Source organism: uncultured Porphyromonas sp. (assembly GCF_915070105.1).
Classification (GTDB): Bacteria; Bacteroidota; Bacteroidia; order Bacteroidales; family Porphyromonadaceae; genus Porphyromonas.
Genome location: NZ_CAJZFJ010000067.1, coordinates 1 through 11,953 on the forward strand (window position 1 = coordinate 1; position 11,953 = coordinate 11,953).

Genomic DNA, 11,953 nt, shown 5'->3' on the forward strand with positions numbered 1-11,953 from the left:
AAGTGGATGTGTCGCCTCTCTGCTTTGGGCTTATTATATACGGGGTATAGGGATAGACCTAGGAGCAGTGCTCCTGGACTAAAGCCCCCCTCTTCCAAGAGAGCTATATGAGTGCTCCCTCTTCGATACGTCCAGTGAGACGCTGGTGCATAGCTGTAGCAGCCTTGCGCCCATCCCCCATAGCGAGGATGACTGTAGCCGCCCCACGAACTATATCTCCCCCCGCATAGACATCAGGTATCGAGGTTTGCTTGTCGTCGTTGACGAGGATATTCCCCCACTTATCTACCCTGAGATCAGGCATAGACGAGGAGACCAAAGGATGAGCAGAGTAGCCGATACAGACGACTACCTCATCTACGGGCATCTCCACTATATCCCCAGGGATAGCCACTGGACGGCGACGCCCGCTCTCATCGGGTGCTCCTAGCTCCATACGCTGTAGGCGCATAGAGACGACTCGCCCAGAAGAGTCTCCTATGTACTCTACGGGATTGTGCAGGGTCAGGAGCTCAGTACCCTCCTCGCATGCGTGCTTGATCTCCTCGGCACGAGCGGGCATCTCCTCCTCGCTCCTTCGGTAGACGATCATAGCCTGCTGTGCATCTAGACGGATAGCTGTACGTACGGCATCTATGGCCGTATTGCCGCCACCGATTACGGCGACACGTTTGCCCCTGAGCTGGGGAAGCTCTGCTGCCAGCTCCTCAGGGCTCATCATATTGTACTTAGCTAGATACTCGCTAGCGGTATATACCCCCTTGAGGTCTTCGCCGGGGATCCCCATGTGGTTGGCTACACCTACCCCAGTGGCGATGAAGATCCCTTCCATGCCAGCAGCCTTTAGGTCATCATAGGAGATCGTCTCACCGACAATAGTATTTGTCACGAAGTGTACCCCTAGGTCTCGCATCTGCTGGATCTCATCCTCGATGATGCTATTGGGTAGGCAGAACTCTGGGATCCCGTAGCGCATGACCCCCCCGAGCTCGCTCTGAGCCTCATAGACGGTCACGTCATAGCCCCACTTAGCCATATCGGTAGCGAAGGAGAGTCCAGCTGGGCCACTCCCCACGACAGCTATCTTGCCACGACGGGGGGAGGTAGTGGGCTTAGGTTTGATGGAGCGGTCTCTATGGAGTCGTTCATAGTCGGCTACATAGCGTTCGAGGTTGCCGATAGAGACGGCCTGCTTCTTTAGACTAAGGGTATAGATACACTGGCTCTCACACTGCTTCTCCTGGGGGCATACACGCCCACAGACGGCAGGCAGGGAGCTAGTCTCACGGATTACATTTAGGGCATCTATCATCTCGCCTCGCTCGATGAGCTTGATGAACGAGGGGATATGTATCCCTACGGGACAGCCATCGACACACCCTGGTGTAGGGCAGTCTAGGCAGCGGCGTGCCTCGGCCATAGCCTCCTCTCGGGAGTAGCCGAGGGCGACCTCCTCATGGAATGATGTTATGCGCTCCGAGATAGGGAGCTCGGGCATTGGAGTCTTGTCCAGCTGTACACGCTCCTTATTGGGGTGAGCCTTCCGTAGGTCTGTTCTCCAGTCTTGACTACGTCGCTCCTTGATTAGCTCTTGCTTTGTCTTCATTGGTTGTGCTATGCAGTCGTAAACATGCTTGCAGTGATAATATCCTTCACAAAGATAAGGAACCTAGATGAATAACATACATTTATCCTTAATTATATCCCCCCTATATCACGCACTAGATCCGACGTATGATTACCATAGTGCGAGGGCAAGGTAGTCAAGGAGTATACACACAAGATAGAACATCTGCATCCTAGGTGCAGATACACCGATCGTATACCTGCTACCTAGGAGGGTCAAGTATACACGTGTGTACACTACTGTGTACCTGCGTGTACACAACTGTATACACACGTGTACACAACATCGCTCTAAGTATGTCCTCTGTAGAGCTCTTATACACAGCTCTCCTCGGGGCTACCCCTTCGGCTCGACTAGAGACACCGCTAAGCCCCCTAGACAAGAAGGAACATCCCAGAGTACCCAAGAGTAGAGAATACTAAAGGGGATCATGCATCAGCCCTAAACAGACAACTCTGTGTCAGACGCATTCCTTATATAATTCGTATCTTTGCGTCCGTGCATAGCTATGTGAGCTACTGTACTCGTATACATTACGAATAGACCAATGGGAGTACTTCATCGACATAAGGTGGGCTATAGGCGGTATGTCCTCTGCCTCCTCACACTGATACTGGCTCTGAGCTCAGCATCAGCTCAGGCAGTACGCAAGGCTGGCTATATGGACTATATCCGTACCTTCAATGCCGAGGCTCGTCGGCAGATGGATCGCCATGCTATCCCCGCTAGTATCACACTAGCTCAGGGGCTCGTGGAGACTGGTGCTGGAGCAAGTACCCTAGCACAGGTACACAACAACCACTTCGGCATCAAGTGCCACACGACATGGAAGGGCAAGCGCACCTATAAGAGTGACGACAATCCCAATGACTGCTTCCGTAGCTATCCCTCAGCGAGAGAGTCCTACGAAGATCACTCCCTCTTCCTGAAGGGCAAACGATATCAGCGACTCTTCGCCCTACGCTACGATGACTACCGAGGATGGGCAAAGGGACTACAGCTCTATGGCTATGCCACTAATAAGGGCTATGCCAACATGCTGATCAAGGTCATCGAGGACTATGAGCTCTATGCCTTTGACCATGGGGAGTATCCCAGTTGGTACCGAAGCTATGGAGGACGTACTCAGACACAGGGTACACGTCGTACAGCAGCTCCTGCTAAGTATGACCGCCCTATGCGACCCACCTATATCAGCTATGGACTGCTCTATGTCCTGGCGGATCAGAATGACTCCTATGAGCGGATCGCAGAGGACCTAGGGATGTCAGCTAAGAAGATAGCTAAGTACAACGATGCTCCTATTGACTTCCCATTGAGCGAAGGTGACGTAGTCTATTTAGAGCCCAAGAACAAGGAGGCTTCGCCCCGCTATCCGACCTATATCGTACGCATTGGTGACTCGATGCACGACATCTCCCAACGCTTCGGTATCAGGCTGGATCGCCTATACAAGCTCAATGACAAGGATGACGAGTATGTCCCCGAAGAGGGTGATATACTGCGTCTGAGATAGCTCACACCGCCTAGACGATAAAGAGAGACAAAGCAATGAACGAACGCTATATGCAGCGAGGTGTATCGGCCTCAAAGGAAGACGTACACAACGCTATACGCAACGTAGACAAGGGGCTATACCCTAAGGCCTTCTGTAAGATTATCCCCGACATCTTAGGGGGAGATGAGAGCTACTGCAATATCATGCATGCCGATGGCGCAGGGACCAAGTCCTCCCTTGCCTATCTCTACTGGCGCGAGACAGGTGACCTCTCCGTCTGGAAGGGGATCGCTCAGGATGCTCTGATCATGAATATAGACGACCTACTCTGCGTGGGCGCTATAGATGGCATCCTAGTCTCCTCCACGATAGGTCGCAATAAGCACCTCATCCCTGGTGAGGTCATCGCTGCTATCATCAATGGCACAGAGGAGCTCCTCGCTGAGCTTCGTGATCAGGGCATCGGTGTATATGCTACAGGGGGTGAGACTGCCGACGTGGGAGACCTCGTGCGCACGATCATCGTCGATAGCACCGTCACCTGCCGCATGAAGCGTAGCGATGTCATAGACAATGCCCGTATACAAGCCGGTGATGTGATCGTAGGGCTAGCCTCCTCTGGACAGGCTACCTATGAGCGTCAGTATAATGGTGGTATGGGTAGCAACGGACTTACCTCCGCCCGACATGACGTGCTGGAGCATAGTCTAGCAGGGCGCTATCCAGAGAGCTACGATGCCCAGACTCCTGACGAACTTGTCTACAGCGGATCTCGTAGCCTCACCTCTCCAGTAGATGGTACGCCCCTAGATGCAGGACAACTCATCCTCTCTCCTACTCGTACCTACGCTCCAATAATACGTCAAGTGCTCCAGGAGCTTCGCCCCAAGATCCATGGGATGGTACACTGCTCAGGCGGAGCACAGACCAAGGTTCTACACTTCGTAGAGGGGAAGCATATCATCAAGGATAATATGTTCCCCATTCCGCCACTGTTCTCCCTAATACAGCAGGAGAGTGGTACTCCTTGGCAGGAGATGTACAAGGTCTTCAACATGGGACATCGTATGGAACTATACGTTGCACCAGAGGAGGCTTCGCACATCATCGAGATTTCGGAGAGCTTCGGTGTCGAAGCACGCATCATAGGACGTGTAGAGGAGGCCGAGAGCAATAAGCTCACCATCCACTCCCCCTATGGTATCCTAAGCTACGAATAGCCCCACAAATCATATCTTCACCTATACAATATTTACTACTTATCCCTAGACGACATTCATGGCAATAGAGAACGACCTGCTCCAGCGCATCGAGAGCCTAGAGGTCCGCTTTCAGGAGATCACCTCCCTGATTACCGCTCCAGATATTATCGCCGATCAGAAGCGATTCATGAAGCTCAGCAAAGAGTATCGTGACCTAGAGCGTATCCTAGACAAAGGGAAAGAGTATCGGAACCTCCTAGGTAATATCCTAGAGGGACGTGAGACCCTGGACACAGAGAGCGACCCCGAGCTACGCACAATGGCTAGGGAGATGATGCAGGAGGCCGAGGAGCGCATCCCCTCTCTCGAGGAGGAGATCAAGCTCTTGCTCATCCCTGCAGATCCTGAGGATGCCAAGAATGTCGTGATGGAGATACGAGGTGGGACAGGTGGTGACGAAGCAGCCCTCTTCGCAGGAGACCTCTATCGCATGTATGTCCGCTACTGCGAGGGACGAGGATGGACTACCGAGGTAACTAGTGTGAGTGAGGGTACCGCAGGAGGATACAAGGAAATTGTCTTCACCGTCTCTGGTGATGGAGTCTATGGTGTACTCAAGTATGAGAGTGGGGTACATCGTGTACAGCGTGTCCCCGAGACAGAGACTCAGGGGCGTGTACATACCTCTGCCGCCTCCGTAGCAGTCCTACCAGAAGCAGAAGAAGTGGACGTCGTCCTTAACCCTGCCGACATCGAGATGCAGACTGCTCGCTCTGGAGGAGCTGGAGGACAGAACGTGAATAAGGTGGAGACCAAGGTACAGCTGACCCACAAGCCCACGGGTATCGTCGTCGTCTGTCAGCAGGCTCGTACCCAGCTGGCCAACCGAGAGCTGGCTATGCAGATGCTACGTACCAAGCTCTACGACATAGAACTCACCAAGCACAACGAGGAGATAGCGGCACGACGTAAGACGATGGTCTCGACTGGAGACCGATCCGCCAAGATACGCACCTACAACTACCCTCAGGGGCGTGTCACAGATCACCGCATCAACCTCACACTGTATAACCTAGCTGCGATCATGTCCGGAGAGATCCAACCCATCATCGACGAGCTAATCATCGCAGAGAATATTGAACGAATGAAGGAAGCTGCACTCTAGGTGCACCCAGAGAGCTGCTAGCATACTCACTAGGGAAGACCCTAAATCATCAACGGGGATGCTAGCACCTCTTGCCAAGAGAAGTAGCTCTATAGAACAATGTAGACCATGACAAGAGAAGAACTATTTAAGAACATTCAGCGGAAGCGATCCTTCCTCTGCATTGGTTTGGATACCGATGTACGTAAGATACCCCAGTTCCTCCTTGAGGAGGACGACCCAATATTCGCCTTCAATCGTAGAATCATTGATGCCACAGCCCATCTCTGCGTAGCCTATAAGCCCAATCTTGCTTTCTATGAAAGTATGGGCTCCTTTGGTATCCTTGCCTTTGAGAAGACGGTAGAGTATCTACGGTCTAACTATCCCGATCAGTTCATCATAGCTGATGCCAAGCGAGGAGATATTGGCAACACGAGCGATATGTATGCACGTAGCTTCTTCGAGCACCTCAAGGTGGATGCACTCACAGTAGCCCCCTACATGGGGAGCGATAGTGTGCTGCCTTTCCTCAAGTATAGCGGACACTGGGTAGTACTCCTTGCCCTTACCTCCAATGAAGGTGCAGCTGACTTCCAGCTAACCGAATCAAAGGACGGTGATGCCCTCTTCGAGCAAGTACTACGTAAGAGCCTAGAGTGGGGAAATAGCGACCAGATGATGTATGTCGTAGGTGCGACAAAGGCAGCCATGCTGCGACGAGTGCGAGCCATAGTCCCGGACTCCTTCCTCCTCGTACCTGGGGTCGGCTCTCAGAACGGGAGTCTGGAAGAGGTAGCCCACCACGGGCTCAATAGCATGTGTGGGCTACTGGTTAATGCCTCTCGTAGCATCATATACGCAGATGGCACAGAAGCATTCGCTAGTGGGGCTGCTGCTGAGGCAGAGAAGCTTCGCCACCAGATGGCAGAGATACTCATCAAGAACAAGCTTGTAGAGGCATAGCACTCTCTACACATATAGTATACATTCATGCAGTTTAGTGCCGCTCAGATAGCACCCATCATCGGAGGGAGGATTGAGGGAGACGCCTCTGTCCTTGTCTCTGACTTTGGAAAGATCGAGGAAGCCAAACCTGGGGATCTAGCCTTCCTAGCCAACCCCAGGTACGAAGCTTTTGCCTACAGCACACAGGCCTCTATCCTACTCGTTGGAGAGGACTTTACTCCTCGAGAACCCATTACCCCCACACTGATCCGAGTCAAGGATCCCTATGCAGCTCTAGCCCAGCTCATGCAGCTCGTAGAGGCCCAGAGGGCACCCCGCCTCTCAGGTATCTCCCCTAACGCATATATAGCAGAGGGCGTAGAGATCGGAGAAGGGGTATATATTGGAGCCTTCGCAGTCATAGAGGAGGGAGCCAAGATCAGTGAGGGAGCACTCATCTATCCCCACACTTACATTGGTAAGGGAGTGACTATTGGAGCCAATAGCATCCTTTACCCCCACACCACACTCTACCATGGAGTACGAGTCGGAGCACGCTGTATCATCCATGCAGGGGCTGTGATCGGAGCCGATGGCTTCGGCTTTGCACCAGAGGCTGATGGCTACCACAAGATACCCCAGCTAGGCAACGTTATCCTAGAGGATGATGTGGAGATCGGAGCAAACACCTGCATTGACCGAGCTGTAATGGGCAGTACCACCATCCGAAAGGGTGTCAAGCTAGATAATCTCATCCAGATAGCACACAACTGCAGTGTGGATGAGCATACTGTGATGGCTTCTCAGGTAGGCCTAGCGGGATCATCACATATAGGTAAGTGGTGCAAGCTCGGTGGACAAGTAGGCATCAGCGGACATATAACGATAGGAGACAGAGTAGAGATGGGAGGACAAACAGGTGTCCTCAGCAATGTGCCTGAGGGCAGTGTGCTGATGGGTTCTCCTAGTATGCCTCTAAGAGATGCTATGAGAAGCTTCGTCATCCAGCCCAAGCTCCCTGATATGTATCGCCGCCTACAGGCACTAGAGAAAGAATTAGAAGAACTAAAGCAAAAACAATCAAAGTAGATATGGAAAAGCAGAAGACACTGAAGGATAGCTTTACCCTCACTGGTAAGGGCCTTCACACAGGATTAGATATAGAGATTAAGTTCCTCCCAGCTCCAGCAGGGACAGGGAGAGTTATCCGTCGTGTAGACCTAGAGGGAGCTCCTGAGATCCCCGCTCTCTCCGAATATGTCAAGGGTACTGAACGAGGTACCGTCCTCATCAAGGGCTCGGCCTCCGTTAGTACGATCGAGCACGCTATGGCAGCCTTGTATGCAAAGGGTGTCGCCAACTGTATCATCGAGGTCAATGCTCCTGAGTTCCCGATCCTAGATGGTAGTGCCAAGGCCTATATCGAGGCTATCAACCGAGTTGGTCTAGAGGAACAGTCTCAGCCCGCCGAGCCCTATATCGTGAAGCAGCGCCATGAGGTAGTCTCTGAGGATGGCCGCTCACGGATCATACTCCTACCCGATAATCGCTTTGGGATCGATGTCCATGTGTCCTTTGACTCACCTGTACTGGACAATCAGTTTGCCTCCCTTGAGAACCTAGAGGAGTTCGACACGGAGATTGCTACCTCCCGCACCTTCGTCTTCGTACGTGAGGTAGAGACACTCCTAGAGCACAACCTCATCAAGGGTGGTGATTTAGACAATGCCCTAGTCATCTACGATACCCCGATGGAGCAGGAGCAGCTGGATAAGATCTGTGACCTAGTCGGTGTCCCACACAAGAAGGATCTATCACTCGGCTACATCAATAATGCTCCTATCCTCTTCCCCAACGAGCCTGCACGCCATAAGCTGCTTGACGTCCTCGGAGACCTTGCACTCATCGGACGTCCTATCCGTGGACGTATCATAGCCTTCTGCCCAGGGCACAAGATCAATAACGAGATGGGAGCCAAGATTCGCAAGGATATCAAGCTAAACGAGGCTCAGGCTCCAGTCTATGATCCTAATCAGGCTCCACTACTTGATGTAAACCGCATCCGTGAGCTACTCCCCCACCGCTATCCCTTCCTCATGGTCGATAAGATCATCGAGATCGGCACAGACTACATTGTGGGTGTAAAGAGTGTCTCTGGGAATGAACCTTTCTTCGAAGGGCACTTCCCAACCGAACCCGTGATGCCTGGTGTCCTACAGGTAGAAGCAATGGCACAGGTAGGGGGACTACTCGTACTCAATACTATTGACAATCCAGAGGAGTACTCGACCTACTTCATGAAGATCGACAACGTGAAGTTCCGTCAGAAGGTAGTACCAGGCGATACCCTCATCTTCAAGCTACGTCTACTCACTGAGGTGCGCCGAGGAGTTGCCAATATGCGTGGTCTAGCCTTCGTAGGCGAGAAGCTCGTCTGTGAAGCTGAGTTCATGGCGCAGGTTGTGAAGAATAAGTAGTCACCTAGAACGGAACAGTTATAGATTATGTCTAACAACAATATAAGCCCTCTTGCCTCTGTACATCCTGAGGCTAAGTTGGCCTCGGGTGTCATCGTACATCCCTTTGCCCTCATTGAGGAGAATACGGAGATTGGCGAAGGCTGTATCATCGAGAGCCATGCAGTCATCAAGAGCGGGAGCCGACTAGGTAAGCACTGCCACATCCATTCAGGTGCTGTGATAGGTGGGATCCCTCAAGACCTCAAGTTCGCAGGCGAGGATAGCGTGGCTATCATCGGTGACCATACTATGATCCGTGAATGCGCTACCGTCAATAGAGGTACAGCCTCTCGTGGTCGCACCGTCGTCGGGAGTCACTGCCTACTGATGGCCTACTCGCATGTCGCCCATGACTGTGTCCTCGGAGATCACGTGATCCTCGGTAACGCTACTCAGGTAGCGGGAGAGGTCGAGATCGATGACTATGCAATCCTTAGTGGAGGCTCTCTCATCCACCAATTCGTACGCATCTCTCAGCATGTCATGCTCCAGGGTGGTTCTCGTGTAAACAAGGACATCCCTCCCTATACGCTCATCGGTCGTGACCCGATTGTCTATTGTGGGATCAACATCGTTGGTCTTCGTCGTCGAGGCTTCACCAATGAGCAAATCTTCCGTATCAACGACATCTATCGTACCCTCTACCAGCGTGGTCTGAACAATACCGAGGCCTTCAAGGCTATCGAGGAGGAGATCCCCGACAGCTATGAGCGCCAGCTGATCTTGGACTTCATCCGCTCCTCCGAGCGAGGTATCGTCCGAGGTACGATGGACTAGTATTCCCTACTCACAATGGGATGGAGTGAGGCTAAGCCTTAGAGTACCCTCTGACTTAGCCCCTACACTCCCCCTCAGTATCCCGAAGTATGGCTCCAGCACTGTTCCCCATCCTCCTAGAATCCTATCTACACAGCACAATCTCCACTGGAGATCGCGTTCCTAGATAGTCTTCGCCTCTCCCCTGACCTAAAGCTCTCGGTAGAGGTAGCGAACATGGAGCACATCCGCTGGCACCACCCGATAACCCTTCCCCCTCATTCGTATCCAATGCAAAAGATCTATACAGGTAAGCAGCTACGGGCTCTGTATCGTCAAGCAGAAGTATATGACCATCTCTCCGCCGAGGATCATATAGAGCGTGCCGCACGCTCCTTCGAGCAAGAGTTTCGTCGTCTCTACACTCAGACGGGCTATACGATCTATATCTTCGCAGGTGCAGGTCGCTGTGGAGCCTATGCCCTTCGCATCGCCTCATATATGGCTCAGAGAGGCTATGCTATCATGGCCTACCTATTCTATCGTGAAGGAAAGCTATCGGATGAGTGCGAAGCCATACGCAGATGTATCTCTGATGGAGATCTAAGACTAGAGGAAGTCTATCGCAACTTCACCCCACCGAGGATCAAGGAGCAGGACGTCATCATCGACGGACTATTCGGGACAGAGCTCACCACTCCTCTCTTTGGTGGCTATGTAGGGCTCGTCGATTTCCTCAATGCATCCAAAGCTTCCATCGTGAGCCTTGAGCTCCCTAGTGGACTCTTTGCAGAGGACAACTCCGGAAATAATCTAGATCACATCATCAAGGCCAAGTACACGATCTCCTTCGACTGCCCTTATTTGGCCTTCTTCTTCGAAGAGAATAAGCCCTTCATCGGTCAGTGGTCCTACCTACCTCTTGGGATTAGTCCACAGGCACAGGATGAGCTGGATGCCACCTACTATCTGACAGAGGATGCCTCCCTGACCAGTGCCCTGAGACTGCCCCCTATTCATCCCGAGGGGAAGGTACTCTTCCTCACGACTGAGAGTGGGCACTCTGGACGGACGCTCCTATCTTCTAAGGCAGCCCTCTATGCCGGCTGCCGTGAGGTCTATACCCTTGTACCTGAAGAGGAGCAGCTAGCTCTACAGCTGGCTCTTCCTGAGCTCGTCGTACTCTCGAAGTTCTCTCGTACTGAACTCTTGGCGGAGGCTGGAAGGTACAAAGCTCTAGTCATTGGCGAAGGCTTCGGACTAGGAGAGTCTGCCCATACGCTACTCGAGAGTCTACTCGTCTCTACGAACAACCCTGTCCTTCTAGACAGTGATGCACTAGAGCTCATCGCACATAAGCGTAGTCTACTAGACCGAATCCCAGTAGGCAGTATTCTACTACCCACGCACGCGGAGTTCGATCGCATGACCACTAAGCATAGGACGGATGCAGACCGTCTCTCTCGTGCCATTGAGCTAGCAGAGCGACTAGACTGCTACATCATCCTGCGTGGCATCTATACGGCTATCTGTCTACCCAGTGGCTTAGTTCTCTTTGACATCTCAGGCAATAGAGGGCTTTACTCTATGGGATGTCGTAACGTCCTCGTTGGGGTCATTGCTGGGCTTATTGGGCAGGGCTATGAGTCTGTATCTGCTGCTACCTTAGGTGTTCACCTATGCGGTCTAGCCGCAGAGCTCCACGCTGGGCGACACTCTGAGCGCACCCTCACAGCCTCCCAGCTCATCGACCAGCTAGGCAGTGCCTACCGACAGCTAGAGGCTCACTAACAGATTACTCCTACCTGATAGGCAGAGCACAATCAATACACAGGCCTATCAAGAAGTAACTAAGCGCTTAGAGCAAGAAGCATACAGCACAAGGTCTAGAAACCTCCTAACATCACGATTATACCGATTAGGGGAGGAGACTTAGGATATATTCCAGTCTCCTCCCCTTTACTATTTTACGGTAATTATACTATCTTTGTAACAAATCCAACAATAGTTAATTTCACCTAATCACAAGTAATAATGGGAAAGTTCATCCAAGAGTTTAAGGAGTTCGCCCTCAAGGGTAATGTCATGGATATGGCTGTGGGTATCATCATCGGTGGTGCCTTCGGTAAGATCATCACTTCGCTGGTCAATGACATCATCATGCCTCCTATCGGCCTCATCACGGGCAGCAGCTTCAGCGATGCTAAGGTCGTCCTGCGTCCCGCAGAACTCGATGCTGCTGGTGCGACTGTCAAGGAA

The 11,953-nt window shown here is 52.2% G+C and carries 10 protein-coding genes; 9 read left to right on the forward strand and 1 reads right to left on the reverse strand.

Annotated features, from left to right (window positions below; translation table 11 throughout):
- Nucleotides 1-103: 103 nt before the first annotated feature.
- Nucleotides 104-1,606, reverse strand: a complete 1,503-nt coding sequence (gene gltA / locus QZ554_RS06980) for an NADPH-dependent glutamate synthase (RefSeq protein WP_297195341.1) — start codon at nt 1,604-1,606, stop codon at nt 104-106.
- Nucleotides 1,607-2,288: 682 nt separating this feature from the next.
- Between gltA and QZ554_RS06985 the strand changes: the two genes are divergently transcribed.
- From QZ554_RS06985 to mscL, 9 genes are all read left to right on the forward strand, one after another.
- Nucleotides 2,289-3,143, forward strand: coding sequence for a glucosaminidase domain-containing protein (locus QZ554_RS06985; RefSeq protein WP_297195359.1), 855 nt, complete (start codon nt 2,289-2,291; stop codon nt 3,141-3,143).
- Nucleotides 3,144-3,178: 35 nt separating this feature from the next.
- Nucleotides 3,179-4,345, forward strand: a complete 1,167-nt coding sequence (locus QZ554_RS06990) for an AIR synthase related protein (protein WP_297195343.1) — start codon at nt 3,179-3,181, stop codon at nt 4,343-4,345.
- A 58-nt stretch (nt 4,346-4,403) separates the two neighbouring features.
- Nucleotides 4,404-5,492, forward strand: a complete 1,089-nt coding sequence (gene prfA, locus QZ554_RS06995; RefSeq protein WP_297195345.1) for a peptide chain release factor 1 — start codon at nt 4,404-4,406, stop codon at nt 5,490-5,492.
- A gap of 108 nt (nt 5,493-5,600) precedes the next feature.
- A complete protein-coding gene (gene pyrF / locus QZ554_RS07000) occupies nt 5,601-6,437 on the forward strand; it encodes an orotidine-5'-phosphate decarboxylase (RefSeq protein WP_297195347.1) in 837 nt (278 codons plus the stop codon).
- Between the two features lie 27 nt (nt 6,438-6,464).
- A complete protein-coding gene (gene lpxD, locus QZ554_RS07005) occupies nt 6,465-7,508 on the forward strand; it encodes a UDP-3-O-(3-hydroxymyristoyl)glucosamine N-acyltransferase (protein WP_297195349.1) in 1,044 nt (347 codons plus the stop codon).
- Nucleotides 7,509-7,510: 2 nt separating this feature from the next.
- Nucleotides 7,511-8,896: a bifunctional UDP-3-O-[3-hydroxymyristoyl] N-acetylglucosamine deacetylase/3-hydroxyacyl-ACP dehydratase gene (locus tag QZ554_RS07010; protein ID WP_297195351.1), complete on the forward strand. Its 1,386-nt coding sequence runs from the start codon at nt 7,511-7,513 to the stop codon at nt 8,894-8,896.
- Between the two features lie 27 nt (nt 8,897-8,923).
- Nucleotides 8,924-9,715 (forward strand): acyl-ACP--UDP-N-acetylglucosamine O-acyltransferase, encoded by a 792-nt coding sequence (gene lpxA / locus QZ554_RS07015; protein ID WP_297195353.1) that lies wholly within the window; start codon nt 8,924-8,926, stop codon nt 9,713-9,715.
- Between the two features lie 270 nt (nt 9,716-9,985).
- Nucleotides 9,986-11,485 (forward strand): bifunctional ADP-dependent NAD(P)H-hydrate dehydratase/NAD(P)H-hydrate epimerase, encoded by a 1,500-nt coding sequence (locus tag QZ554_RS07020; protein WP_297195355.1) that lies wholly within the window; start codon nt 9,986-9,988, stop codon nt 11,483-11,485.
- Nucleotides 11,486-11,728: 243 nt separating this feature from the next.
- Nucleotides 11,729-11,953 (forward strand): large conductance mechanosensitive channel protein MscL (gene mscL, locus QZ554_RS07025; protein ID WP_297195357.1); only part of this gene is annotated, 225 nt, incomplete at its 3' end.

Excerpts from the sequence above, each read along its gene's own strand:
- lpxA (WP_297195353.1), top strand. The coding sequence starts at position 8,924 with ATGTCTAACAACAATATAAGCCCTCTTGCCTCTGTACATCCTGAGGCT.
- QZ554_RS07020 (WP_297195355.1), top strand. The coding sequence starts at position 9,986 with ATGCAAAAGATCTATACAGGTAAGCAGCTACGGGCTCTGTATCGTCAA.
- pyrF (WP_297195347.1), top strand. The coding sequence starts at position 5,601 with ATGACAAGAGAAGAACTATTTAAGAACATTCAGCGGAAGCGATCCTTC.
- prfA (WP_297195345.1), top strand. The coding sequence starts at position 4,404 with ATGGCAATAGAGAACGACCTGCTCCAGCGCATCGAGAGCCTAGAGGTC.
- QZ554_RS06985 (WP_297195359.1), top strand. The coding sequence starts at position 2,289 with ATGGACTATATCCGTACCTTCAATGCCGAGGCTCGTCGGCAGATGGAT.
- lpxD (WP_297195349.1), top strand. The coding sequence starts at position 6,465 with ATGCAGTTTAGTGCCGCTCAGATAGCACCCATCATCGGAGGGAGGATT.
- gltA (WP_297195341.1), bottom strand. The coding sequence starts at position 1,606 with ATGAAGACAAAGCAAGAGCTAATCAAGGAGCGACGTAGTCAAGACTGG.
- QZ554_RS06990 (WP_297195343.1), top strand. The coding sequence starts at position 3,179 with ATGAACGAACGCTATATGCAGCGAGGTGTATCGGCCTCAAAGGAAGAC.
- QZ554_RS07010 (WP_297195351.1), top strand. The coding sequence starts at position 7,511 with ATGGAAAAGCAGAAGACACTGAAGGATAGCTTTACCCTCACTGGTAAG.